25 protein-coding genes are annotated in these 24,696 nt (G+C 31.6%); 16 read left to right on the top strand and 9 right to left on the bottom strand.

Features of this window, described 5'->3' with window-relative positions; genetic code table 11:
- Positions 1-66 precede the first annotated feature (66 nt).
- From ACH2BP_RS12670 to ACH2BP_RS12650, 5 genes are read left to right on the top strand one after another with little or no spacing between them, the layout of a single operon-like run.
- Positions 67-1,755 (top strand): DUF6909 family protein, encoded by a 1,689-nt coding sequence (locus tag ACH2BP_RS12670; protein WP_395060457.1) that lies wholly within the window; start codon positions 67-69, stop codon positions 1,753-1,755.
- 9 nt (positions 1,756-1,764) lie between these two features.
- Positions 1,765-2,316: a dTDP-4-dehydrorhamnose 3,5-epimerase gene (gene rfbC, locus ACH2BP_RS12665; protein WP_395060455.1), complete on the top strand. Its 552-nt coding sequence runs from the start codon at positions 1,765-1,767 to the stop codon at positions 2,314-2,316.
- Positions 2,310-3,167 carry a dTDP-4-dehydrorhamnose reductase gene (gene rfbD / locus ACH2BP_RS12660; protein WP_395060453.1) on the top strand — a complete coding sequence of 286 codons (858 nt, stop codon included), beginning with the start codon at positions 2,310-2,312 and terminating at the stop codon, positions 3,165-3,167. The genes rfbC and rfbD overlap by 7 nt, the downstream gene beginning before the upstream one ends.
- 3 nt (positions 3,168-3,170) lie before the next feature.
- Entirely contained in the window at positions 3,171-4,154 is a 984-nt protein-coding gene (locus tag ACH2BP_RS12655; RefSeq protein ID WP_395060451.1) for a UDP-glucuronic acid decarboxylase family protein, read from the top strand.
- A 5-nt stretch (positions 4,155-4,159) separates the two neighbouring features.
- Entirely contained in the window at positions 4,160-5,518 is a 1,359-nt protein-coding gene (locus ACH2BP_RS12650) for an undecaprenyl-phosphate glucose phosphotransferase (RefSeq protein WP_395060449.1), read from the top strand.
- Here the strand turns inward: ACH2BP_RS12650 and ACH2BP_RS12645 are convergent.
- The 4 genes from ACH2BP_RS12645 to ACH2BP_RS12630 form a co-directional block, all read right to left on the bottom strand.
- Positions 5,515-6,699: a glycosyltransferase family 4 protein gene (locus ACH2BP_RS12645; RefSeq protein WP_395060447.1), complete on the bottom strand. Its 1,185-nt coding sequence runs from the start codon at positions 6,697-6,699 to the stop codon at positions 5,515-5,517. The two genes, ACH2BP_RS12650 and ACH2BP_RS12645, sit on opposite strands and share 4 nt — an antisense overlap.
- The gene (wecB, locus tag ACH2BP_RS12640; RefSeq protein WP_395060445.1) at positions 6,699-7,784 is read right to left on the bottom strand and encodes a non-hydrolyzing UDP-N-acetylglucosamine 2-epimerase; all 1,086 of its coding nucleotides are present in this window, start codon (positions 7,782-7,784) and stop codon (positions 6,699-6,701) included. Before wecB ends, ACH2BP_RS12645 begins: the two co-directional genes overlap by 1 nt.
- A 3-nt stretch (positions 7,785-7,787) precedes the next feature.
- Positions 7,788-8,315 (bottom strand): ORF6N domain-containing protein, encoded by a 528-nt coding sequence (locus ACH2BP_RS12635; RefSeq protein WP_395060443.1) that lies wholly within the window; start codon positions 8,313-8,315, stop codon positions 7,788-7,790.
- A gap of 77 nt (positions 8,316-8,392) precedes the next feature.
- Entirely contained in the window at positions 8,393-9,706 is a 1,314-nt protein-coding gene (locus ACH2BP_RS12630; RefSeq protein ID WP_395060441.1) for a phenylacetate--CoA ligase family protein, read from the bottom strand.
- A gap of 161 nt (positions 9,707-9,867) precedes the next feature.
- Between ACH2BP_RS12630 and purD the strand changes: the two genes are divergently transcribed.
- On the top strand, positions 9,868-11,142 hold the full coding sequence (gene purD / locus ACH2BP_RS12625) for a phosphoribosylamine--glycine ligase (RefSeq protein WP_395060439.1): 1,275 nt from the start codon (positions 9,868-9,870) through the stop codon (positions 11,140-11,142).
- Here the strand turns inward: purD and ACH2BP_RS12620 are convergent.
- Positions 11,134-11,364, bottom strand: coding sequence for a uracil phosphoribosyltransferase (locus ACH2BP_RS12620; RefSeq protein WP_395060437.1), 231 nt, complete (start codon positions 11,362-11,364; stop codon positions 11,134-11,136). The genes purD and ACH2BP_RS12620 overlap by 9 nt on opposite strands.
- A 47-nt stretch (positions 11,365-11,411) precedes the next feature.
- Between ACH2BP_RS12620 and ACH2BP_RS12615 the strand changes: the two genes are divergently transcribed.
- Positions 11,412-12,344, top strand: a complete 933-nt coding sequence (locus ACH2BP_RS12615) for a DUF6427 family protein (protein WP_395060435.1) — start codon at positions 11,412-11,414, stop codon at positions 12,342-12,344.
- On the opposite strand, the gene upp is transcribed toward ACH2BP_RS12615, so the two are convergent.
- Positions 12,339-12,992, bottom strand: coding sequence for a uracil phosphoribosyltransferase (gene upp, locus ACH2BP_RS12610; RefSeq protein WP_395060433.1), 654 nt, complete (start codon positions 12,990-12,992; stop codon positions 12,339-12,341). The genes ACH2BP_RS12615 and upp overlap by 6 nt on opposite strands.
- 77 nt (positions 12,993-13,069) lie before the next feature.
- Between upp and ACH2BP_RS12605 the strand changes: the two genes are divergently transcribed.
- Positions 13,070-13,675: a DUF4254 domain-containing protein gene (locus tag ACH2BP_RS12605; protein ID WP_395060431.1), complete on the top strand. Its 606-nt coding sequence runs from the start codon at positions 13,070-13,072 to the stop codon at positions 13,673-13,675.
- A 47-nt stretch (positions 13,676-13,722) separates the two neighbouring features.
- The gene (locus tag ACH2BP_RS12600) at positions 13,723-14,718 is read left to right on the top strand and encodes a glycosyltransferase family 9 protein (RefSeq protein ID WP_395060459.1); all 996 of its coding nucleotides are present in this window, start codon (positions 13,723-13,725) and stop codon (positions 14,716-14,718) included.
- 26 nt (positions 14,719-14,744) lie between these two features.
- Here the strand turns inward: ACH2BP_RS12600 and ACH2BP_RS12595 are convergent, their stop codons facing one another.
- Positions 14,745-15,437, bottom strand: coding sequence for a hypothetical protein (locus tag ACH2BP_RS12595; RefSeq protein ID WP_395060429.1), 693 nt, complete (start codon positions 15,435-15,437; stop codon positions 14,745-14,747).
- Positions 15,438-15,748: 311 nt separating this feature from the next.
- Positions 15,749-16,801, bottom strand: a complete 1,053-nt coding sequence (locus tag ACH2BP_RS12590) for a 2Fe-2S iron-sulfur cluster-binding protein (RefSeq protein WP_395060427.1) — start codon at positions 16,799-16,801, stop codon at positions 15,749-15,751.
- 166 nt (positions 16,802-16,967) lie between these two features.
- Between ACH2BP_RS12590 and ACH2BP_RS12585 the strand changes: the two genes are divergently transcribed.
- The 4 genes from ACH2BP_RS12585 to ACH2BP_RS12570 are packed head-to-tail and all read left to right on the top strand — an operon-like array spanning position 16,968 to position 20,573.
- The gene (locus tag ACH2BP_RS12585) at positions 16,968-19,562 is read left to right on the top strand and encodes a gliding motility protein (RefSeq protein ID WP_395060425.1); all 2,595 of its coding nucleotides are present in this window, start codon (positions 16,968-16,970) and stop codon (positions 19,560-19,562) included.
- Positions 19,563-19,568: 6 nt separating this feature from the next.
- Positions 19,569-19,958: a polymer-forming cytoskeletal protein gene (locus ACH2BP_RS12580; protein WP_395060423.1), complete on the top strand. Its 390-nt coding sequence runs from the start codon at positions 19,569-19,571 to the stop codon at positions 19,956-19,958.
- A complete protein-coding gene (locus tag ACH2BP_RS12575) occupies positions 19,945-20,175 on the top strand; it encodes an AtpZ/AtpI family protein (RefSeq protein WP_395060421.1) in 231 nt (76 codons plus the stop codon). Before ACH2BP_RS12580 ends, ACH2BP_RS12575 begins: the two co-directional genes overlap by 14 nt.
- A gap of 2 nt (positions 20,176-20,177) precedes the next feature.
- Complete coding sequence (locus ACH2BP_RS12570; RefSeq protein ID WP_395060419.1) at positions 20,178-20,573, top strand: hypothetical protein; 396 nt, start codon at positions 20,178-20,180, stop codon at positions 20,571-20,573.
- A gap of 3 nt (positions 20,574-20,576) precedes the next feature.
- On the opposite strand, the gene ACH2BP_RS12565 is transcribed toward ACH2BP_RS12570, so the two are convergent.
- Positions 20,577-21,950: a T9SS type A sorting domain-containing protein gene (locus ACH2BP_RS12565; protein WP_395060417.1), complete on the bottom strand. Its 1,374-nt coding sequence runs from the start codon at positions 21,948-21,950 to the stop codon at positions 20,577-20,579.
- 299 nt (positions 21,951-22,249) lie between these two features.
- Between ACH2BP_RS12565 and atpB the strand changes: the two genes are divergently transcribed.
- The 3 genes from atpB (at position 22,250) to ACH2BP_RS12550 (ending at position 24,482) form a co-directional block, all read left to right on the top strand.
- Positions 22,250-23,434 (top strand): F0F1 ATP synthase subunit A, encoded by a 1,185-nt coding sequence (gene atpB / locus ACH2BP_RS12560; RefSeq protein WP_395060415.1) that lies wholly within the window; start codon positions 22,250-22,252, stop codon positions 23,432-23,434.
- Between the two features lie 65 nt (positions 23,435-23,499).
- Positions 23,500-24,069: a cob(I)yrinic acid a,c-diamide adenosyltransferase gene (locus tag ACH2BP_RS12555; RefSeq protein WP_395060413.1), complete on the top strand. Its 570-nt coding sequence runs from the start codon at positions 23,500-23,502 to the stop codon at positions 24,067-24,069.
- Between the two features lie 191 nt (positions 24,070-24,260).
- On the top strand, positions 24,261-24,482 hold the full coding sequence (locus ACH2BP_RS12550; RefSeq protein WP_007138072.1) for a DUF2795 domain-containing protein: 222 nt from the start codon (positions 24,261-24,263) through the stop codon (positions 24,480-24,482).
- The last annotated feature ends 214 nt before the right edge of the window (positions 24,483-24,696 follow it).

Genomic DNA, 24,696 nt, shown 5'->3' with positions numbered 1-24,696 from the left:
TAAACCTAATACTTACCAACTAAAAAATAAAAACGCTACATTTGCGGGTTATAAAATAAAATTTTAATGAAAGAAATTAAAAACATTTCGCGCTCACGAGCGCAAGAATCGTCGGCAGCTATCGAACGATTGTACATTACAATGCGTCATTTATTCAACAGAGGTTTCTATAAACCTATGGGAATTTCTGGAGAAACTTTAAGAGAGGCATTATTGGCATTAAGACCTGAAATTTATGGGACTATTGCCGAAGAAAAAGTAGAACTAAACGGATTATTATACGTTATAGAACGTCTTCCGGTAGGAATTGAAGAATGTCGTTACATCAATTTAACATCGGATGAAGGTTATTCAAATTCACACTTTCAAGCTATTGTTCCACCAAAACGTAGAAGAAATTGCTACCGAATTGATGATGAACAAATGAATGTCGAAATTACTCGAGGCCGTTCAGATATTTATGATATCCTGACGCATTTAACGTTTATATTCATCGAATCTCATAAAATCAAAGATAGAGTTTTGATTGATGAAGACGGACGTGTATCTCGCGATTGGGAAAAATTAGAACAAGCGGCGTTACAAAATAAAAAACTAACATTAATAGAAAGAGAAAAAGCTATTTCTCACGCAGCCAATATTTTAGGAAGAACATTTGCTGAGGTAAAAGACATTTACGAAAGTTTTGGAAACATAACATCGCCAGATCGTTTCTTGCATATTATTTATTGGTTAGGAAAAATTGCGATAGAAGAAGTTGTCGATAATAACAAAAGAACCATCACTTTTAGTCCAATTTTAAGAGAAAGATTAGGACACCACATTCACGGAGAAATCTGGGCAAATGACATAAAAGAAGTTTTACAAAAAAACGATTTACTGACTAGGCCAATTCACGTAATAAGCGCCAATATGCACAGTGTGATGAACTCAATTTTCGCAACACATGTGCTTAAAACAAAGTTTAAAGACAAATCAGATTTCGATATCTACGAAGAGTTAAGTAAACCGGGTGCTCATGATGTTCGTGATAAAGTTGAGGAATTTGCTATAAAACACGGTATGATTTCTTTGCCAGATACATCAGGAACTAATATTGATGTTCAGATTTTTGATACTGCTAAAATCGATTGGACAAAATCGGCTTTCGCCAAAGCAAAAATTGACAAAATCTCACCAGTTTTAATCCTCATGGATTATGCTTTTGGAGAACAAGCTTTTGAAACTATCGATGAATTATTGAAACCCTATAAAGTAGGAAAAGAGAAAACTTTTCTAAATGTAGAATCGGTTTCTATCATGGGAAAAGCAGGAATTCTAGAAGGAGGAAAAGGAGATATTATGATTCCTAATGCCCATATAAATGAAGGAACTGCCGATAATTACCCATTTCACAACGAATTAACCGCAAAAATGTTTGAAGGAAACGATATTCCAGTCTTTGCAGGACCAATGATTACCGTTTTAGGAACATCTTTACAAAATAGAGATTTACTAAAGTTCTTCCACGAATCTACTTGGGAAGCCATCGGACTGGAAATGGAAGGATCTTATTATCAAAAAGCAATTCAATCTGCATCAAAAATCAGAAAAAGCATTAACGAAAATGTAAAAGTTCGTTATGCTTATTATGCTTCAGATAATCCCTTAGAAACAGGAAGCACATTAGCTTCAGGTGGTTTAGGGACGACAGGTGTAAAACCAACATACTTAATTACGATCAAGATATTAGAACAAATTTTCAACGTAAAATAGTTTTAAAAAATGAATTTTATTCCAACTAATTTATTAGGCTGTTTTGTACTCGAACCTAAAGTTTTTCACGATGACCGAGGTTATTTCATGGAAAGCTTTAATGAGAACACTTTTGAAAAAGGAATTGGGCAAAAAGTTCATTTCATACAAGACAATCAATCGTATTCGTCAAAAGGTGTTTTGAGAGGTTTGCATTACCAAACAGGTGAACATTCACAGGCAAAATTAGTGCGAGTATTGCAAGGCGAAGTTTTAGATATTGCTGTTGACGTTAGACCAGAATCGTCAACGTATGGGCAATCATTTTCTATATTATTAAGTGCCGAAAACCAGAAACAATTGTTTATTCCGAGAGGATTTGCACACGGATTTTTGGTGACTAGCGAAACGGCAGTTTTCTTTTATAAATGTGATAATTTTTACAACAAAGAAAGTGAAGCTGGTTTTATTTACAATGATCCAGTATTAAACATAGATTGGAATTTCCCTGAAAAAGAATTAATTATTTCTGAAAAAGATGTGATTTTGCCAACACTAGAAAACGCCAAAAAAGTATGGTAATTTTAGTTACAGGAGCATCAGGACAATTAGGTCAAGCAATTCAGTTTATTGCTTCAAATTATCCTGATTTCGAATTTATTTTTGCTTCATCTCAAGATTTAGACATTACAAATCAGGAACGTGTTAATCATTATTTTGATACAAGTAAAATAGATTTTTGTATAAATGCTGCTGCTTATACAGCGGTTGATAAAGCCGAATCTGAAATAGAAAAAGCCGAAGCTATTAATATTGTTGGTCCAAAAAATTTAGCCATTGCTTGCAAAAAAAACAATGCAAAACTAATACATATTTCGACCGATTTTGTTTTTGAAGGCTCGTCAAACAAACCTTATTTAGAAACTGATGCAACAAATCCGTTAGGCATTTATGGCAAAACAAAACTAGACGGAGAACAAGCGGTCATGGATAATACAAATGAATATTTCATTATTAGAACTTCTTGGGTTTATTCTCAATTTGGCAATAATTTCATGAAAACAATGTTGCATTTGGCATCAGAAAGAGAAAGCTTAAGCATTGTTTCAGACCAAATAGGTTCACCAACAAATGCGGTAGATCTAGCCAAAGCGATTATGCAAATAGTTTGTCACACTGAGCGTAGTCGAAGTGCTAACATCCAATACGGCATTTATAATTTCAGTAACGAAGGAATAGCAAGTTGGTATGATTTTGCTAAAGAAATATTTAAAGTAAATAATATTTCTATTGATGTAAATCCAATCACAACAGAAGCATTTCCTACGCCTGCCAAAAGACCAAAATATAGTCTTTTAGACAAAACGAAAATAAAAAGCACTTTTGGAATCAAAATAAAAACTTGGCAAGAATCACTATTGCAAACGATATAAAAAATGAAAAGAATACTAATAACAGGAGCTGCAGGATTTTTAGGTTCGCATTTGTGTGATAGGTTTATCAAAGAAGGTTATCATGTTATCGGAATGGATAATTTGATTACGGGTGATCTAAAAAACATCGAACATTTATTCAAATTAGAACATTTTGAGTTTTACCATCATGATATTTCAAAATTTGTACATGTTGCAGGAGATTTAGACTATATTTTACATTTTGCATCACCAGCAAGCCCGATAGATTATTTAAAAATACCAATTCAAACCCTAAAAGTAGGATCATTAGGAACACACAATTTACTTGGATTAGCTAGAGTAAAAGGCGCGAGAATATTAATTGCTTCTACATCTGAAGTTTATGGAGATCCGTTAGTTCATCCACAAACGGAAGAATACTTTGGGAATGTGAACACAATAGGTCCACGTGGTGTATATGATGAAGCCAAACGTTTTCAAGAATCAATCACAATGGCTTACCACCGTTTTCACGGATTAGAAACTAGAATTGTTAGAATTTTTAATACTTATGGACCAAGAATGCGACTCAATGATGGTCGTGTTATTCCCGCATTTATTGGTCAAGCATTGCGTGGTGAAGACCTAACTATTTTCGGTAATGGTTTGCAAACTCGTTCTTTTTGTTATGTAGATGATCAAGTAGAAGGAATTTTTAGGCTGCTACATTCAGAGTATGTTTATCCAGTTAATATTGGAAATCCAGACGAAATAACTATTAAAGATTTTGCCGAAGAAATTATTAAATTGACAGGAACAACACAGAAAATCGTATACCACGATTTACCAGAAAATGATCCGTTGCAAAGACAACCAGATACGACAAAAGCTAGAGAATTATTAGGTTGGGAAGCTAAGGTTTCTCGTTCTGAAGGAATGAAAATTACTTACGAATATTTTAAAAACCTTCCGCAATCAGCATTATTAAAAGAAGAGCATAAAGATTTTTCAGGTTATATTCGTTAAACAAAATGACAAAAGGTAGGTATTCAAAATATATACGCCCAATAAGCATTACAACCGATTGTGTTTTGCTTGTTGTTTTAGCTAGTTTCTTCTTGAAGAAATTTGCTATACAATTGCCGTATTTTATGATTTACCAACTAGTTTCTTGGTGTATATTGGCTTATTTTACAAGGTTTTACGAAGTATATCGTTTTACAAAACCTGTAGAAATTATGGGAATGTTATTCAAGCAATTATTTTTGTTTTCATTGTTTGTTATTACCTTTTTTTCTATTACAAGAGAAATAATTTTTAGTTTTAGACTCTTGTTATATTTCATTGGACTTTCCTTTATATGCATTACTTTTTTCAAAGGATTATTATTTTATTACCTGAAAAAATATCGAATTGTTCTTGGCGGAAATTACCGAAACGTAATTATTGTAGGTTATACAGATAGCTCAAAAAATTTACAACAATTATTTCAAAACCGACCTGATTACGGTTACCGTTTTAAAGGATTTTTCTCAGATACAATAAGTAATGAAAACACAAAAGGAAATGTTTCTAATATTCAAGATTTTGTTTTAGTTAATAAGATAGATGATATTTATTGTGCTTTAGAAGAACTCTCTAACGATCAACTTAAAGAACTGGTAGAATTTGCCGATTATTACAAAAAAACCATCAAATTTATCCCAGAATCGAGTGAGATTTACGCTAAAAACTTAAAAATAGATTACTACGAATTTTTCCCAATATTATCACTTAAACGAACACCACTAAACGAACCATTACTTAAGTTTGTAAAGCGATTATTCGACATTTTCTTTTCATTATTGGTTATCATTTTTCTGCTTTCTTGGCTGATTCCAATTATTGCAATTTTAATAAAATTAGAATCAAAAGGACCAGTGTTTTTCAAACAAGGAAGACCAGGATTAGATGAAAAAGAGTTTTTTTGTTACAAGTTTCGATCTATGGAAATAAACGACAAAACAGAAGAATCGGTGGTAAAAAATGATCCAAGAATAACAAAAACAGGCAATTTTTTAAGAAGAACCAGTTTCGACGAAATGCCACAATTTTTTAATGTATTTCTTGGCGAAATGTCAATCGTTGGACCAAGACCACATTTATGGTCACACAACAACGAATACCAAACCAAAATCAGAAAATATAATTTAAGATTGCATATAAAACCAGGAATCACAGGACTTGCGCAAGTAAAAGGTTTTAGAGGAGAAATTGAAACCGATGAAGAAATGGTAAACAGAATAAAATATGATTTATTTTATATCGAAAATTGGTCGTTGTTATTAGATATAAAAATCATTGTGCTAACGGTGATTAATGTTTTTAAAGGACAAGAAAAAGCCTACTAAAACACCTTTTTTTTAACTAAATCCTTAATCTGAACATCAAGGTTAAAAACTTTTTCTGATTGACTGAAAACTACTTTTTTCATCAGATTTAACTCATTTTTACTCATTTTTGAAATGGAAATTAATTGATTATTCAAATCATTATAATCTTCAACTTGGGCAACCCAACCTAAATTGTTTTGAGTAACAATATCACCACCTTCACCACCACCGAAATATAATATTGGAAAACCTAGCGAACCATATTCGAATATTTTTGAAGGAACAGATCCATAAATTCTAGTTTTTAATGGAACAATAGCAATATCAAAAGTTTTGAGTTTTTGATGTAATGCATTACGTTCCATCATACCATAAAAGAATATTTTTTGTTCTTTCCTTTGCGATATTAGATGTTCTATTTGCGTTTTTTCGGCTCCATCGCCAAAGATGTGTAATTCGATATTTAATCCAGTTAACTCTATTTTTTCACATAATTCTAAAACGCCTTGAGCAATTCCTAAAAGCCCTGCATAAAATATTTTAATAGGTTCATTATCTTTAGTAACTAATTCTATGTTTTTAACTTTATGATCTGGAAAATTTTGATATAAGAAACATTTTTTATCAGGAAATAATGATTTTACATGTGTGATAATTTCATTAGACTGTCCTAAAATGAATGTTGCTTTTTTATAAATAAACCGTTCTAAAAACAAAGAAAAATTATGCGAAAAAGAATTTACTTTCAAGGCCTTTAATTCAATTGCAGCTAGTGGCCAAAGATCTGAAATGTTGAGAATTATTTTTTTGTTTTTTAACGAAAGTACAAAAACAGAAATAAATGAAAGTAACAATGGAGGCGATTGAACAACTACTTTTTGCGGTGTTTTTTTAATCAATAAATAGAAAAACAAACTCAAAGAAAAAGATAAAACAGAAATGAGTCTAACTAATAAATTTTTGCTCACACTTGGATAAATCCACAATCGTTTCACAGTAATATTATCACGATTTTCAGTAACCGAAAATTTGCCTTTATACTCAGGGAACAACTCACCTTTGGGATAATTTCCTAACGGACAAATTACCGAAACTTTATAATTATTTTGGTGTAATTTCAAAGCCAATTGCTCGATTCTATTTGCAGCAGCTCCTTTTTCTGGCGGATAATAATTGGATATAATTAAGATTTCTTCCATTATTTTTTCAATAGAATATCTATAATTCGTTCCGAAGCTTTTCCGTCCCAAAGTTCAGGAATCCCCTTTTTAGATAAACCGATTTTTAGAAATTTTGTAAATTCTAAAGTTAAATTTTCTATGGAAGTTCCTACCAAAGTATTAGTTCCAATTTCGATAGTTTCAGGTCTTTCGGTTGTGGTTCTCATGGTAAAACAAGGAATTCCCAAAACGGTAGTTTCTTCAGAAATACCTCCAGAATCGGTAACCACAGCAAAACTATTTTTTATTAGATACATAAAATTTAAATAACCTTGTGGTTCTACAAATAATATGTTTTTTAAGTTCAAATTGGTTTCGCCCAAAATAGCTTTTGTTCTGGGATGGATAGGAAAAATTATTTTCTTATCACCAACCATTTTATCAATTCCTTTAAGTAAATCTATCAACGATTTTTCTTCATCTACATTTGACGGACGGTGTAAAGTTAAAATGATATAATTTCCAGCTTCTAAATCAAATTCTTTCCAGAAATTTGGAGCAAAAATTCTGTCTAAGTTCTGATATAAAGTATCAATCATCACGTTTCCAACAAATTGAATATTAGGTGTTTCTATCCCGTTTTTCAATAAATTATCTGATGCTGAGGTTGATGTTGTAAAGAAATAATCGGTAATACTATCGGTAACCATTCTATTAATTTCTTCGGGCATGGTCATGTCTCCAGAACGAATTCCGGCTTCGACATGCGCTACTTTTACGTTCATTTTTTTAGCCACAATGGCACAAGCCATAGTCGAATTGACATCGCCAACAACCAAAACCAAATCACACGGGTTTTGAAGCAATTCTTTTTCAAAAGCAATCATAATTGCTCCGGTTTGCTCGGATTGGGAACCACTTTTTACTTCTAGATTGGCATTTGGATGCGGAATATTTAGTTCTTCAAAAAAAGTATCGCTCAAATTTTTATCATAATGTTGACCTGTGTGCACCAATCGAAAAGAAATTACCGCACCTTCGGATTGTCGTTTTTCAATCGCTTTGATAATGGGTGCGATTTTTATAAAATTTGGTCTCGCTCCTGCTATTATGGTTATTTTCATGATTTATTTTTTGTAACCGATTTTAGTTCTTGGTTTTACATTTTCCTTTTTATCTGTCAATTCATCTAAATAACTAAAAACCAATTCAATATTCTTATCGTGATTTTCTAGTTTTTTCTGAATATGAAGAATATCTATTTTTAAATCGGTGGTATCAAAAAGCATTTGCCTCACTTTTGTAAATATCCGCATAATTTGAATATTTGTTTGAATGGCTTTGTTACTGTTCAAAACACACGATAGCATTAGTACACCGTGTTCTGTAAAAACCATTGGCAAATATCGTAAACCCATCTTTTCAGAATTGGAGGTCACAAATTGTGATCTCCAATTTTCGAATTCTGATTTATTAAGTTCAAACATAAAGTCTTTAGGAAATCTAGAAATATTTCGTCTAACGGCTTGTTTTAAAACTCTGGTTTCAATACCATAAAGCGTTGCTAAATCACGATCAAACATTACTTTTTGATTTCTTATAAAGTAAATTTTATTAGAAATTAATTCTTCCGAAAGTTGTATTTCATTATTCATAAATTATTTTATATTTCTCTTTAAGGTCGCAATTTGAGAACTTAAAGATCTTAACATCTCATTTTGAGACCTCCAATTTATTTCAACATCGAAACAAACTGTTTCAATTTTCCGCTCTTACTCCGTTCTAATTTTTCTTTTCTAAGAAATGTAAATATCAAACCATTTTCTAAATAAGCAGTAATGGCTTTTTCGATATTTAGAATTTGATTTTCTGTTAAAGGTTTTTCACTTACATATTCAACTTCAAAAGTATCGATTTTGGTTTGTTTAATCACAAATTCTTTTACATTTCCGTCATCTTCAATAATACTTTTAGTTACGTAATAAAATGTTAACCCTGGCGATTTTTTCCCACTAGGAAGAATAGCAATATCATTTGTTCGTCCTATTAATTTCTTTAGAATTGGTTTTTTAAAGGTACTTTTTTCGTCAAGAATTCCAATATCGCCAATATCATATCTAATAAAAGGATGCGCTTTATTGAATAGAGAAGTAATTACCACACGACCTTCTTTTCCGTAAGGTAAAACATTGTTGTTTTCGTCTAAAATTTCCACAAATATGGTTTCTGAATTGACTTGCCATTCGTTATTTGGGTTTTGAAAAGCAATTAAATCCAATTCGGAAGCACCATATTCATTGATAATTGGAACACCAAATTGTTTTTCCATCAATAATTTATCGTCATCGAATAACATCTCGGAAGTAACAATGCAACATTTCAAAGTTGGGCAAACTGATGTTAAAATAACGCCTTTTTTCTGAAGAAATTTGGCAAATAAAACAATGGAAGAAGTATAACCATTGATGTAATTGAAATTTTCATTTTGAAATTTCAGTAAAACTTTTTCAAGAACCCCGTCCGATAAATCGAAAATGGTAAATCGATAACTGTTCTTTAAAAAATCTTTAATTCGTTCTTTTTTATTTCCAATAAAATCTAACGAAATTCCATAAAAACGTGCTTGTAAAGATGAATTAAAATCGATTTCGAACCAACCAAAACGATTGATAATATTTGCCCAAGTTAACGCATGACAAAATTTATCTTTTGCAAAAATAAATGGATCACCACTTGAGCCAGATGTTTTATTTACATAAACTTTTTTAACATTATATCCTTCCGAAAGTCTTTCTGATAAAGGTTTTTGAAAATCTTTTTTGGTCATTATGGGAGTATCTGACCAGTTTTTTATATTGTGATTTCCAAAAAAAACTTTATAATAATCATTATTTTTCAGATGAAAATTAACAATTTCTTGTTTTTTATTTTCGATAAATTGTTGGTGTTCTTCTTCGGAAAAGGAAATAATTTTATTCAATTCCGCTTTGGCTTTCTTCATTGGAAAACCATTTAATTTTAGCGTTAAATCGAATAATCGAAACATTAGAAACTTATTTTTATCAAAAATAAGAAAATTAACTTCATTTGCATTTAATTTTTCAAGATTCGCTTTTAACGAAAGGTAAAACAAACTATTTTTGCACCACAACACTCGAGGCGTAGCCGAACTGTATGGAGCGCAGCGAAATAAAACAACACAACACAATGACAATTTTATTACTTGGATCTGGCGGAAGAGAACATGCACTGGCTTGGAAAATGTTACAATCTGATAAATGTTCAAAACTTTTTGTGGCACCAGGAAACGCTGGAACTGCCCAAATTGCTACAAATGTAACTTTAGATATTCTAGATTTTGAAGCTATGAAAGCTTTTGTAATTCAGGAAAAAGTAACCATGGTTGTTGTTGGTCCAGAAGATCCGTTGGTTCTTGGGATTTATGATTTCTTTAAAAATGATTCGAGCTTAAAGGATATTCCAGTAATTGGGCCATCAAAAAAAGGAGCACAACTGGAAGGAAGTAAAGAATTTGCTAAAGAATTTTTAGTAAAACACAATATACCAACCGCATCCTACGATAGTTTTACCGCAGAAACAGTTGAAAAAGGCTGTCAATTTCTTGAAACATTGCAACCTCCGTATGTATTAAAAGCAGACGGATTAGCGGCTGGAAAAGGAGTTTTAATCATTCATGACTTAGCAGAAGCCAAAGAAGAATTACGAAACATGTTGGTTCATGCCAAGTTTGGAAATGCTAGTGCAAAAGTTGTAATCGAAGAATTTCTTGACGGAATTGAATTGAGTTGTTTTGTATTAACAGACGGAAAAAATTACAAAATTCTTCCAACGGCGAAAGATTATAAACGCATTGGTGAAGGTGATACAGGTTTGAATACAGGTGGAATGGGAGCAGTTTCTCCAGTCCCGTTTGCGGATGCCGTTTTGTTAGAAAAAATAGAAACTCGAATTGTAAAACCAACTATTGCTGGATTACAAGAAGACGGAATTGAATATAAAGGATTTGTTTTCATCGGATTAATAAACGTTAAAGGCGAGCCAATTGTTATTGAATATAACGTAAGAATGGGTGATCCTGAAACGGAAGTCGTGATTCCTAGACTGATATCGGATTTAGTAGAACTTTTTGAAGCTGTTGGAAACGGAAAACTAGATGAAGTTTCATTAGAGATAGATTCTAGAAGCGCCACAACAATTATGGTTGTTTCGGGTGGATATCCTGAAGATTACGAAAAAGGGAAAATCATTTCTGGATTAGAAAAGATAGAAGATTCGATGGTTTTTCATGCAGGAACAAAGAATGAAAATGGACAAGTGGTGAGTAACGGTGGAAGAGTTTTGGCTGTGACTTCGTTTGGAATTGATTTTCAAGAAGCCATAAAAAAATCTTATCAAAACATAGACAAGCTAGATTTTGATAAGATGTATTTTAGAAAAGATATTGGTTTCGACTTACTTTAAAAAAGAGTGAGCCGTAGTATCTTGGTTTTCTTCGTTGTTATCTTTGTGAACTTGTAATTGTTTTGTCCAATACCAAGTATAGTAACAACAAATAATTATAAAAGCCCACGAAATAAGATTAGCTAACCACCAATTACTAAGTTCTAAAGAACGTAAAACTTCGTGTAATCCTAAAATTATATTGTCAAATAACCATTGTATTCCTTCAAAAAATGATTTCATCTTTTTTATGTATTATATTTACAATTACAAAAATATAAAATTTACTCATGATAACAAGCGTTTTTAGTAAATCTCGACCAATAAATTATATTTTAATAACCACTTTGCTGGTTTTATGTTTTTTATTGTTTCAATTTCAATCTAATTTCAACACAATTTCGACTTTAGAAATTGGAAAAAAAGTAGTTTTATTATTACTATTAGTTGGTTCTTTATACATAACAAATTTTATTACAAAAAAGAACGGATTAAGTAAAGACAATAGTTATACGTTCTTTCTGTTTTTTGTTTTTCTGATTTTGTTCCCCAAAACATTATCAAATGGGGCATTAATTATTTCAAATTTATTTGTTTTGCTGGCATTGCGAAGGTTGATATCGATGCAATCGCTTATTACACCAAAAGAAAAAATATTTGATGCTTCTTTTTGGATTTTTACGGCAGCTTTGTTTAATTTTTGGTGTATTTTATTTATAATATTGGTTTTTGTGTCTATTATTTTTCATGTTTCTAGAGATTATAGAAACTGGACTATTCCATTTATTGCATTTTTTACTGTTTTAGTAATTTCAGTTTTAGGCACTTTAATTTATAATCCGAGTCTTATTCAAAATTATATATCAAAAATAGTAATAGATTTTGATTTGAAATATATAGAAACAATTTTTCAGAATATTGCATTATTTATATATGTTACAACGGCTTTAGTAGCTTTTGTAAGTATGATTTTTATATTGCGAAATAAATTATCTAACCTTCAAGCGTCGTATCGAAAAATGATTTTTGCATTTATTATTGGATTGGCAATCTTCTTTATTTCACCTAATAAAGACAATAGTTTTCTTATTTATACCTTTGTGCCGGTGTCTATTATGCTAACGAATTATCTAGAAACAATAAATAAATATTGGATAAAAGAATCTATTTTAGTAATAATCCTAACAGCTAGTATTTTAACTTTTGTGTTTCAGTTGTTATAATTTATCGCCATGAGCTAAATCTCCAGCATCGCCAAGACCAGGAATAATATAGTTTTTTTCATTTAGCTTTTCGTCTAGAGCAGCTACCCAAAGATGACAATTTTTGGGCAAATTTTCTTCAAGAAATGCAATTCCCTCAGGAGCAGCAATTACTACTGCAATATGAATTTCGTTTGGAGTCTCTTCGGTCATTAGTTTATTAAAAACTGCCACTATAGACTGTCCTGTGGCTAGCATAGGATCTATTAATATCAGATTTTTTCCTTCAAAAGAAGGAGCTGCTTGGTATTCAACTAAAATTTCAAAAGCATCATCATTGTTATAATGATAACGGTAGGCAGATACAAATCCGTTCTCTGCATCATCAAAAAAGTTCATAAAACCAGTATGTAATGCCAATCCAGCCCGTAAAATGGAACACAATACAACGTTTTCGGCAATGGTTGTAGTTTTTTTAATTCCAAGTGGAGTTTGAACCTCAATATCTTTATATGACAAAGTTTTACTTAATTCGTATGCCATTATTTCGCCAATACGTTCTATGTTTTTACGAAAACGCATGCTGTCTTTTTGGATATTTACATCACGAATTTGTGCTAAAAAATGATTAAGAATACTGTTTTCTTCGGAAATATAATGAATGTGCATTGTGTGAAAATTAACTGTTAATTTGGTTTGATAAAGGTATAAAAAGTATATTTGTATTCAATAAAATACTAAAAATTATGTTTTCACAATTTGCCTTTCCAATTTTTGAACAAAGCATCAATGATTATCACAAATTTGATGATGTAAATCAACCCATTGCAAATCCATATCCAAAGGAAAAAATAGAACATTTATTGTATGCTAAAAATTGGGTAGATACTGTACAATGGCATTATGAAGATATTATTCGTGATCCAAATATCGATCCGGTTGAAGCTTTAATTCTTAAAAGAAAAATCGATGCTTCTAACCAAGTTCGTACAGATATGGTTGAATATATAGATAGTTATTTTCTTCAAAAATATACTTCGGTAAATGTAAAACCATCTGCAAAAATCAATTCAGAAAGTCCAGCTTGGGCATTTGATAGGTTGTCTATATTGGCGCTTAAAATTTACCATATGAACGAAGAAGCAACTCGCGAAGAAGCTTCGGAAGAACATAGAGCAAAATGCCAAGAAAAATTGAATGTTTTGTTAGAACAAAAGAAAGATTTAACTACAGCAATAGATGATTTACTAACTGATATTGAATCGGGAGATAAATATATGAAAGTGTACAAACAAATGAAAATGTACAACGATGATGAGTTGAATCCTGTTTTGTATCAGAATAAGAAATAATACAATTGTCTCAAATTAAACACATTCTAGTAATTCGGCTTTCGGCAATGGGCGATGCTGCCATGACAGTTCCTGTTCTAAGAGCTTTTACTTTGCAATATCCAGATGTGAAAATTACTGTTGTTTCACGACCATTTTTCAAACCTTTTTTTGATACAATTCCCAACATACATTTTTTTGGTGTTGATGTAAATAATCGACACAAAGGATTTTTTGGACTAGTAAGACTGTTTTTAGATTTAAAAAAACTAGACATTGATGCAGTTGCCGATTTGCATAATGTTTTAAGATCTAAAATAGTCAGAAACTTTTTTGCATTAATAGGAAAAAAAGTAGCCGCCTCAAACAAAGGAAGAACCGATAAAAAAGCATTAACAAGAGGAGAAAACAAAATATTTAAACCACTAAAAACGATGTTCGATGTGCATTGTGATACGTATAGAAAATTAGGTTTTGATATCGATTTAAGTAATCCAACTTTCCCTAATAAGGCTGTTTTACCCCAAAAAGTAATTTCTATTATTGGAAATAAAAATGAAAAATGGATAGGAATTGCACCTTTTGCACAATATGAAAGCAAGGTTTATCCACAGGATTTAATGCAAGAAACCATAAACGATTTATCTAAAAATAGTGTTTACAAAATTTTACTTTTTGGTGGTGGTAAAAAAGAAATTGAAATTTTAGATTTACTTTCAGAAGGAAATAAAAACGTAATAAATATTGCGGGAAAAATTACTTTTCAAGAAGAATTAAATTTAATCTCGAATCTCGATATTATGCTTTCTATGGATTCTGGAAATGCACACATTGCAGCCATGTTGGGTGTAAAAGTAATTACACTTTGGGGTGCAACACATCCTTTTGCTGGTTTTTCCCCATTTAACCAGCCTTTAGAAAATGCATTGGTATCTGACAGAAAAAAATATCCGTTATTACCCACATCGGTTTACGGAAATAAAAAAGTTTTGGGTTATGAAGATGCGATGCGAACTATTTTGCCAGATACAATTGTAGATAAAATACAAAAAGAGATTAATTAAGCTCTTTTTTATGCTATGAGGTAAAATTATCTTCCAATGTACATTACGTTAATTTCAGAGTAATTACCTAAAGCCGTGCTATTTCCAATTACGTGCGGATTAGATTCAGTGATGTTATCATCGGCAACTCCCCAGTATGAAGCGTTTAAATTACAAGTTTGACCAGCGTTTAAACTTAGGGTTATATTTATATTTGTTTCGTTGAAAAGCTCTAAATAATCTACCGTGGTATTACTATTGTAAAAACTAGTAGAGTGAGTATATTTTCTATAATCTACTGCATTTACAGTAAGTTTAAAATTACCTTCTACAAAACCCACTTTTCCTGAATCAAGATCTACTGTTCCAGCGCCAAGATACCCCGTAAAACAAATCGAATATTTTCCCGTGTAAGGAGCAACAAACGACTTTGCATTCAAACCAGGAATATTTGTATAGGTAGATGCGGTTGAAGCTACTGTTAAATTGGTATTTTGTGCAAATTTTGCGTCAAAATAACGGTGTACTTGTGACACCCAATTAGTGCCATCCCAAAAATAAATCCCAGGAATTACTCCATAAGTTCCTGCTGTAGTATTTGTGTTAAAAACTATGGTGCCAATTTCTGCAACAGTGTTTGTTAAAAAAGCTCCTGTTGCAGGATTTTTAACAGGCGCAGCTAAATTTGCAGCGGTTAACGCTACACGAGGCAGGCATAAGTAATCCGTAATTGTTTGCACCAACAACAACGTCAAGTGCGCCGTTTGTGGTTATGGTACCTATCCCTACTTGTGCATTTACAATTGTTGCTAAAAATAAAAAGAACGTACAAGTGATTTGTGTTTTAAATTTAATAGTTAAAAGTGACATTGTTTTTTTCGGTTTAGTTTCTTTTTTATTGAAAAAGCAACAAAAACACAATCATTTTTAACCTATTGCCTTAAAAATCAATAAACTCGATAAAACCATAAAATTTATCGACTAAAAGATAAATACATTAAAAAAGGAACTAAATTAGCTCCTTTTTTAACAATACTTATATAGTGATTAGCTAAACATCATCATAGTCTACAAAAACTTCGGCCGATGTAGGATGTGCTTGACAAGTAAGAATTAACCCTTCGGCAATTTCTTTGTCAGTAAGGATAGAGTTCTTTTTCATCTCGGCAGTACCTTTTGTTACACGAGCCAAACAACTACTACATATACCACCTTGGCAAGAATATGGTGCATCGATTCCTTGTTTTAGAGCTGCTTCAAGAAGGGTTTGTTTCGATGACATTTCGAACGTAGCTTCGTCTCCATCTACTAAAACTGTAATTTTTGTATGGTCATTTTTTGTAGTATCTACCACATTTTCTTTGGTAGAAGCAGAAAATAATTCGAATTTAATATCTTTTTCGGCAATATTTTTTTCTTTTAGTACATCAGAAATGGTATTTATCATTTCTTCTGGGCCACACAAGTAAAATTTAGAGAATACTGTGCCAACATGCTTATTATTCATAACAAAATTTACCACAGATTTGTCTATTCTTCCAAAAAGAGAATCGTCTGATTTAGACTGACTATACACAAAATGAACAAAAAACCTACCTAAATATTTTTGTTGTAATTCGATTAGTTTGTCATGAAAAATAGTTTCTTGGGCAGATTTGTTTCCAAAAATTAATACAAATGTACTTTTAGGCTCTTGTAATAAAACCGATTGTAATATTGCCATAACTGGTGTAATTCCGCTACCAGCTACAAATGCTAGGTAGTTTTTTTGTTTGTCGGCATTTGGTTCGAATGTAAATTTACCTTCTGGAGTTCCTACTTCGATAATGCTTCCAACTTTTAGTTCGTTGTTGGCAAATTTCGAAAAAAGCCCATTTTTTATTGCTTTAATTGCTATACGAAGCTCACCACTATTTGGCGAAGAACATATAGAATATGCACGACGAATTTCTTGCCCATCTAAAGTTAATTTTAAATTGACGTATTGACCAGCATCAAATTTATAAAAATCTTTAAACTCGTTGGGAACATTAAATAGAATGGAAACCGCCTGAGAAGTTTCTTTTTTTATTTCTTGTATAGATAGTTTGTAAAATGTAGACATATTCTGATTCTTTTTAGCAAAATTAAGAAACACGACTGACATATTATTGTAACTTATGAAAAATTAAAAAAATACTTTATTTTCGGAATTTAAAAAAGAAACGTATTTTTACCAGTCATTATACTAAATTTAACTTTTAGAAGTTACTATTTAAAAACCTTTTACATTGAAAACAAACAGTTTAAAATATATTTCTTTTTTACTTTTACTCATTTTGGTCGTAGCTTGTTCTACAAAGAAAAACTCTTTTGTAAATAGAAAATGGCACAACAAAAACGCCAAATACAATACTTTATACAACGGCGATGTAGCTTTACAATTGGGTATTAATGAATTAAAAGTGGGTTACAAAGATGATTTTTGGCAAATTTTGCCAGTAGAAAGAATGCAAATTCTAGAAGAATCGATGTTGCCAGGACAGAAGACAAAAAATCAAAATTTTGAACGCGCCGAAACCAAAGCAACCAAAGCTATCCAGAAACATTCGATGAATATTGATGGTAAGGAAAAAAACCCACAAATGGACGAAGCGCACTTACTACTGGGGAAATCGCGCTATTATGACCAGAGATTTATTCCTGCGTTAGAAGCTTTTAATTATATTTTGTACAAATATTCTAATTCCGACAAAATATATGAAGCCAAAATTTGGAGAGAAAAAACAAACATTAGATTAGAAAATGACGCTTTAGCGATTAAAAATCTGAAAAGACTTTTAAAAAATAACAAAATAAAACCACAAGTTTTTGCCGATGCAAACGCAATTTTGTCGCAAGCCTATATTAATTTAGAACAAAAAGACAGCGCCATTGCACCACTAAAAAAAGCATTGGTTTCGACTAAAATAAAAGAAGAAAAAGCCCGTTATCATTTTATTTTAGGGCAATTATATCAATCTTTACAATACAAAGATAGTGCTTATGCGGAGTTTCAAGAAATTATTGAAATGAAGCGAAAATCACCAAAACAATATGTCATGCAAGCGCATGCAAAACAATCAGAACTAGTAGACCAAACACAAGACACAGTTGTTTTTCTAAAAAAATATGCTAAACTTTTTAAAGATAGAGAAAATCGTCCACATCATGATATTTTAAATTATCAAATGGCTGCATTTTACGATAAGCTGAACAAAAAAGAGCAAGCCATTAAGTATTACAATAAATCATTAAGGTCTAAATCGGAAGACACTTACTTGCAAGCGACAACCTATAAAAATTTAGCGACAATTTACTTCGATAAAACTAAGTACCTAATGGCTGGACAATATTACGACAGCACATTAACTAGATTGGTAAAGAAAAACAGAGAATATTTTACTATTGTAAAAAAACGAGAAAACCTTGCCGATGTTATCAAGTACGAAGGAATTGTGCAACATAACGACAGTATTTTAAAAATAGTTGCCCTTTCTGAAAATGACCGAAAAAGATATTTTGAGGATTATATTTCAAAAATGAAAGCCAAAGAAGAAGCTAAAAAACTACTTGAAGCCAAGCAAAAAAAATCAAATATAAATACAGGAATTCAAGATATAGATTTAGGCAGTAGTAAACAAAAAGGAAATGCAAGTGACGATTCGGCTTTATTGCCGCCAGGAGCTGGACTTGGAAGTATAAATGACAATGCGTTTTATTTTTACAATCCAGTAACTGTAAATTATGGTAAAGTAGCATTCCTGAAAAAATGGAAAAAAAGATCGTTGAATGACAATTGGCGATGGATGATTGAATCTTCGGACATAAAAAATCCTGAGGAAGATCTTACCAACAATGCAAATACGAAAACAGAAGAAATTTCAGAAAAATTCCAAACAGATTTTTACTTGAAACAACTTCCAACTTCACCAAAAGTATTAGACAGTTTGGCAAGAGAAAGAAATTTTGCAAATTATCAGTTGGGCGTTATTTATAAAGAAAAGTTTAAAGAATACGAATTATCGGCATCTAAATTTGAATTGCTGTTAAAGAGTAATCCGGAAGAAAGATTAATCTTGCCATCTATGTATAATTTGTACAAAATTTATGAGACTACAAACAAAACCAAAGCAGAAATTGTTAAGAATCAAATTATTATAAATTATCCAAACACAAGATATGCGCAAATTCTAAGCGGAGCAATAGTAGAAGAAAACGTCGTTGCGCAAACACCAGAGGCTGTTTATAAAACAATTTATAAGCAATTTTCTAACCAAGAATACGTCACGGTTTTAGAAATCATCGAGAAAAGTTTAGCACAATTTGCTGGTGATGATTTAATCCCAAAATTTGAGTTGTTAAAATCGAGTACAATAGGAAAACTAAAAGGAGTTGACGAGTACAAAAAATCTTTAAATTTTGTAGCTTTAAACTTTCCGAATACAAAAGAAGGAAAACAAGCCGAAGACATTCTTCAAACAAATATTCCTGTCTTAGAAAGAATGACTTTTATAAACGATACACTATCTAAAAGCTGGAAGATTTTATATAAAGCAGGTGCTCGAGATGATGAAGATACCAAAATATTAATCGAAAAAATAAATAAATACATAAAAGAGAAACATTATGATACCTTTTCGGTTTCTTATGATGTGTATAATGAAAATGAAAATTTTGTAATCATACACGGTATAAAATCGAAGGAATACTCAGATTATTTTGTGGAGATTCTTAAGGACACTAAAGATTATAAAATTGTAACTCCAGCTAAAGTCATTTCTAGTGAGAATTATTCAGTCATTCAAGTTAAGAAAAATTACAATCAATTTCTCGAATTAAAATAACAAAACATGTTTGAAAAAAGCACAAAATCATACACAGAATTACTCGGAAAAACTAATAGAATTGTTGAAGCAACAACTATAAAAGGTGATATCGAATCGATTGCCGATTTTAGATTAGACGGACATCTAATAGGAAACTTTACTTCAAAAGGCAAGTTGGTTATAGGTCCAGCAGGAAGTGTTACAGGAGATATTTCTTGCCAAAATGTAGATGTAGAAGGAACGGTAAAAGGAAAAATTGTGGTTCAGGACATCTTAAGTGTAAAAAACAAAGCCAGTATACAAGGCGAGGTCACTTGCGGAAAACTATCGGTAGAACCTGGAGCCGATTTTAGTGCAACTTGTATGATGAAAACAACTTCAAAACCAGCTTTACCTGCACATGGAGAGAAATAACCAAGAAAAAAAGAATTATAACAAGTGGCTGGCACTCATTAATATTCCAATACAAATGGGAATCATTATTTTTGTGTTTTACAAACTTGGTTTTTGGTTAGACGTAAATTATTCGAGCGAAAAGGTATTTTATTATAAGGTTTTTACTTTGGTAGGTGTTTTTTTGGCTTTATATAATGTATATCGTCAGGTAAACGAAATGGGTAAAAATTCATAAGTATGTTTAAAAAATATATAAAATCTATTGGGATTTTAGTGCTAATTATTGGGGTAACTTATCTGTTTCACAAACTTATTTTTTCTGTTTTTAAGTTCAATGAAAGCAATTTTATATATTCATTAGAAAAACTGTATCTATTTTTTGGAATATTTTCTATAACAATAGAACTAGTGTTAATTAAAATCAAAGAGAAAAATCTTGACATTGTAGGAAATGTTTTTTTGTTACTAACACTTATTAAGATGATGGTTTGTTATGTTTTTGGGTCTTCAATTTTAAAACAAACAAACGAACACAATTCAATTCAAAAATGGAATTTCCTCATTCTTTTCTTGATATTTCTAACTATCGAAACAGTTCTAACCATCATAATGTTGAATAAGAAGGAAGAATAAATTTTAGTTTTTGATAAATTTATTTTCATAGCGGCCTTCATCAGAAAACGCCTGAATAATATACAATCCAGAAGCTAAATTTTCGATATTAATCTGAGTAATATTTTCTTTCTTTTCAAAAACTATTTTACCATATAAATCGGTAATTAGGATTTTATTAAAAACGATATTATTATTTCCCTGGATATTTAAAATGGAAGACGCTGGATTTGGGTAAACAGCTAATTTTTCTGCAAATACATTTTCATCAACAGACAAAAAAGGACAGGTAATAAGAGTAGGAATGTCTTTAGCAACAGTAGAAGCATCTCCAAGTTGTCCATATAAATTTGCGCCCCAAACGTATAATGAACCATCATTCTTTAAACCGGCAGTATGTGATAGTTTGGAGTTTACGGTTAGCCAATCGGTTGCTAAACCAGAAACGGCAACAGGGCTGTTTTTTTGAGTAGTGGAAGCATCGCCAAGTTGTCCAGATGCATTTCCTCCCCAAGACCACAATGTACCATCGGATTTTTTAGCAATAGTATGCTGATGTCCTTTAGCAATCCAGTTACAATTTATTACTGTAGCAATATTTACTGGAACAATTTTTCCAACGATTGTTCCATCTCCAAGCTGGCCATTTGGGTTATTTCCCCATGTCCAAAGACTTCCGTCAGACTTTGTGGCAACACTATGTACTCTGCCCGCCATGGTATTTTGCCAATTTGTATCCACTCCAATTTGAGTGGGTGTCAATTTGTTTACCGTTGTATTATCTCCTAGTTGCCCTGTGTTATTTAATCCCCAAGCCCATAAAGTACCATTGGTTTTTAAACCTAAAGTATGATCTGTACCAGCAGAAACAGTTAACCAATTTGTATCCGTTCCAATTTGAGTAGGAAGAGTTTTGTTTACTGTTGTATTGTCCCCCAACTGACCTGAAGCGTTAAATCCCCAAGCCCATAAAGTACCATCTAGTTTTATAGCAGTAACATATTCGTCACCAGCAGATATAAATCGCCAGTTTGTTGCTGTTCCAATTTGAATAGGAATATTTGAGTTTGTTGTGCTTCCGTCACCAAGTTGACTTTCTTGGTTACGTCCCCACGTCCAGAGGGTCCCATCTGTTTTTATAGCAACATTATGAGAATTTCCAGCAGAAATTATTTGCCAGTTTGAGCCTGTTCCAACTTGTATGGGAATATTGGAAAAACTAGCAGGAACTCCAGTTGTACCCAATTGTCCAAAATTATTCCTTCCCCAAGCCCACAAAGTCCCACCAGTTCTTATACCTAAAGTATGTGATCCACCAGCAGAAACTGATTGCCAACATTGTGCAGATAAACTGATGTAAAATAGACTAATAAACAAAAAGAGTATTATTTTTTTCATAGTTTATTAATTTCTGTTCAAAACAAAATTTTGTCTAATATATAAAAAAATAACTTATCAACAATTTTTATCAACAATTTTTCGACAAAACAGCTTTTATTGCTGACAAAATCAATGATTTAAACTTAATAAACTTAAAACAATTATCAATTTGTTGATAACTTACAAATAAAAAATTAACTTATAAATCCAACAAAATAAAACTATGAGTAAAAAAACAATCCATATCTTTTTTGGATATTAATAAAAAATGTACCTTTGCACCAAATTTACAAACCTAGTATTATAGTTTTTTATATATGGTAATTTCAAAGCATCCACTTAGATTTATATTGACAGCATTAATTGCAGGTCTTCCATTATTTAGTTTTGCAAACATTGTTTCAGACAGTACAAAAGTACACGCTGAAACAATCCACGTAGTTTCAGATACAGTAAAAACTAAAACAGAAGTAGTACATTCAGAAAAAGAAGCTTCTCACGATGCTCACGCAGAACCAACAGATGTGAAATCTAAAATCAAAGCATTCATAAACCATCACTTGTTAGATGCTCATGATTTTACACTTTCTGCAAATGAAGAGACAGGTGAACATTATGGTTTTTCATTACCTATTATTCTTTGGGATAATGGAATTCAAATGTTTTCTTCTTCAAAATTTCACCATGGTGAAAAAACAGCAGAACACAACGGAAACTTTTACGTGCTACACCACGAAAAAATATACAAAACTGACGCTACTGGAACATTAGTTGAAGGACATGGAGGTCATCCAGAAAATGAAACGCCACTAGATTTATCTATTACAAAAAGTGTTATCGGAATTTTAGGCATTTCATTATTAATGTTCGTCTTATTTTCTAGCTTAGCAAAATCATATGCTAAAAACAACGGTATCGCTTCTGGAGCAGGTCGCTTTTTCGAACCATTAGTTTTATATGTTCGTGACGAAATTGCAATTCCAAACATTGGTGAAAAAGGATATAAAAAATACATGAGTTATTTATTGACTATATTTTTCTTTGTGTTTTTCTTAAATATATTAGGACTTACTCCACTGGGATTTAACGTAACGGGAAATATCGCAATTACAGCATCGTTAGCATTGTTAACTTATTTAATCACAACATTTACGGCTAATAAAAATTATTGGGGACACATATTCTGGATGCCAGGCGTGCCAACTCCAATGAAATTTATTCTCGCACCTATTGAATTATTAGGAACAATTATCAAACCATTTTCATTGATGATTCGTTTATATGCTAATATTTTAGCTGGTCACGTAGTATTGATGAGTATCATTGGATTGATGTTTATTTTCAAAAGCTGGATTGGAAGTACCTTGTCTTTCGGATTGGCATTTGCATTGTCGATACTAGAAATATTAGTAGCGTTTTTACAAGCGTATATTTTCACAATGTTATCTGCTTTATATTTTGGAGCAGGAAACGAAGAGCACCATCACGAGGACGCTCATTAAAAAAGTTTAATCGTTATTTGTTTATCGATTAACCGAATAAACAAATAACCGAATAAACATTTAAAATGAAAATCTACACTAAAACCGGCGACAAAGGAACTACAGCACTTTTTGGCGGAACACGAGTACCAAAAGACCACATTCGAATAGAAAGTTATGGCACGGTAGACGAATTAAATTCCTATATTGGACTGATTCGCGACCAAGAAATAAATCCAAATTACAAAAATATCTTGATTGAAATTCAGGATCGATTGTTTACCGTTGGCGCTATTCTCGCTACTCCACCTGAAAAAGAAGTAAAGAAAAACGGAGAATTGCGTTTGCAAAAACTGGGAATCATAGAAAGCGATATTGAATTACTCGAAAATGAAATTGACACTATGGAAGAATCGCTTCCGCCAATGACCCATTTCGTATTACCCGGCGGGCATACTACCGTGTCATATTGTCATATTGCCCGATGTGTTTGTCGTCGCGCAGAACGTTTGGCGGTACATTTAGACCACAATGAACCCGTTGCCGAAATCGTAATCAAGTACTTAAACCGACTTTCTGACTACCTTTTTGTCTTGGCACGAAAGTTGTCCAATGATTTGAATGCTGATGAAGTAAAATGGATACCGAGAAAGTGACATTTTAGATTGTAGATTAACGATATTAGATTTTAGATTTAAAAATCAATATTATGCAATTATAAATCGTTAATCAATTATCAGAAATCAGCTATAATTGAGACGTTCTTAAATTTTTTAAAAAATAAATGGTTTTTTACTTGTCTTTTTCAGTAAAAAATTTATTTTTGCACAAAACTAAATCGACAAATATGTATTGGACATTAGAATTAGCATCATATTTAAGCGATGCACCGTGGCCTGCTAACAAAGACGAACTTATTGACTACGCTATTAGAGCAGGAGCTCCATTAGAAGTAGTAGAAAACCTTCAGTCTATAGAAGACGAAGGCGAGATATATGAATCAATGGAAGAAATTTGGCCTGATTATCCTACTGACGAAGATTATCTTTGGAACGAGGACGAATATTAAAAAGTAAACCAAGAAAAAGTCTCAAAAGAGGCTTTTTTTTTGTTTAAATTTACAGAATTACACAAACAGAAATAAAAACATATTATGAGTTTTATAAATAGTATTATTAAAGTCTTTGTTGGGGATAAATCCCAAAAAGATGTCAAAGTTTTACAACCGTTTTTAAACAAAATTAAAACTTTTGAAACTCCGCTAATGGCATTATCGCATGATG

The organism is Flavobacterium sp. (assembly GCF_043756175.1).
In the GTDB taxonomy this organism is placed as follows: Bacteria; Bacteroidota; Bacteroidia; order Flavobacteriales; family Flavobacteriaceae; genus Flavobacterium.
This window is presented reverse-complemented; position numbering and strand designations above follow the sequence as displayed.

Excerpts from the sequence above, each read along its gene's own strand:
- ACH2BP_RS12575 (WP_395060421.1), top strand. The coding sequence starts at position 19,945 with ATGGAGAGAAATAACCAAGAAAAAAAGAATTATAACAAGTGGCTGGCA.
- purD (WP_395060439.1), top strand. The coding sequence starts at position 9,868 with ATGACAATTTTATTACTTGGATCTGGCGGAAGAGAACATGCACTGGCT.
- ACH2BP_RS12630 (WP_395060441.1), bottom strand. The coding sequence starts at position 9,706 with ATGTTTCGATTATTCGATTTAACGCTAAAATTAAATGGTTTTCCAATG.
- ACH2BP_RS12655 (WP_395060451.1), top strand. The coding sequence starts at position 3,171 with ATGAAAAGAATACTAATAACAGGAGCTGCAGGATTTTTAGGTTCGCAT.
- ACH2BP_RS12570 (WP_395060419.1), top strand. The coding sequence starts at position 20,178 with ATGTTTAAAAAATATATAAAATCTATTGGGATTTTAGTGCTAATTATT.
- ACH2BP_RS12580 (WP_395060423.1), top strand. The coding sequence starts at position 19,569 with ATGTTTGAAAAAAGCACAAAATCATACACAGAATTACTCGGAAAAACT.
- ACH2BP_RS12615 (WP_395060435.1), top strand. The coding sequence starts at position 11,412 with ATGATAACAAGCGTTTTTAGTAAATCTCGACCAATAAATTATATTTTA.
- ACH2BP_RS12620 (WP_395060437.1), bottom strand. The coding sequence starts at position 11,364 with ATGAAATCATTTTTTGAAGGAATACAATGGTTATTTGACAATATAATT.
- ACH2BP_RS12550 (WP_007138072.1), top strand. The coding sequence starts at position 24,261 with ATGTATTGGACATTAGAATTAGCATCATATTTAAGCGATGCACCGTGG.
- ACH2BP_RS12650 (WP_395060449.1), top strand. The coding sequence starts at position 4,160 with ATGACAAAAGGTAGGTATTCAAAATATATACGCCCAATAAGCATTACA.
- ACH2BP_RS12645 (WP_395060447.1), bottom strand. The coding sequence starts at position 6,699 with ATGGAAGAAATCTTAATTATATCCAATTATTATCCGCCAGAAAAAGGA.
- ACH2BP_RS12590 (WP_395060427.1), bottom strand. The coding sequence starts at position 16,801 with ATGTCTACATTTTACAAACTATCTATACAAGAAATAAAAAAAGAAACT.
- upp (WP_395060433.1), bottom strand. The coding sequence starts at position 12,992 with ATGCACATTCATTATATTTCCGAAGAAAACAGTATTCTTAATCATTTT.
- ACH2BP_RS12600 (WP_395060459.1), top strand. The coding sequence starts at position 13,723 with ATGGGCGATGCTGCCATGACAGTTCCTGTTCTAAGAGCTTTTACTTTG.
- ACH2BP_RS12635 (WP_395060443.1), bottom strand. The coding sequence starts at position 8,315 with ATGAATAATGAAATACAACTTTCGGAAGAATTAATTTCTAATAAAATT.
- ACH2BP_RS12605 (WP_395060431.1), top strand. The coding sequence starts at position 13,070 with ATGTTTTCACAATTTGCCTTTCCAATTTTTGAACAAAGCATCAATGAT.
- ACH2BP_RS12670 (WP_395060457.1), top strand. The coding sequence starts at position 67 with ATGAAAGAAATTAAAAACATTTCGCGCTCACGAGCGCAAGAATCGTCG.
- ACH2BP_RS12555 (WP_395060413.1), top strand. The coding sequence starts at position 23,500 with ATGAAAATCTACACTAAAACCGGCGACAAAGGAACTACAGCACTTTTT.
- rfbD (WP_395060453.1), top strand. The coding sequence starts at position 2,310 with ATGGTAATTTTAGTTACAGGAGCATCAGGACAATTAGGTCAAGCAATT.
- wecB (WP_395060445.1), bottom strand. The coding sequence starts at position 7,784 with ATGAAAATAACCATAATAGCAGGAGCGAGACCAAATTTTATAAAAATC.
- ACH2BP_RS12565 (WP_395060417.1), bottom strand. The coding sequence starts at position 21,950 with ATGAAAAAAATAATACTCTTTTTGTTTATTAGTCTATTTTACATCAGT.
- atpB (WP_395060415.1), top strand. The coding sequence starts at position 22,250 with ATGGTAATTTCAAAGCATCCACTTAGATTTATATTGACAGCATTAATT.
- rfbC (WP_395060455.1), top strand. The coding sequence starts at position 1,765 with ATGAATTTTATTCCAACTAATTTATTAGGCTGTTTTGTACTCGAACCT.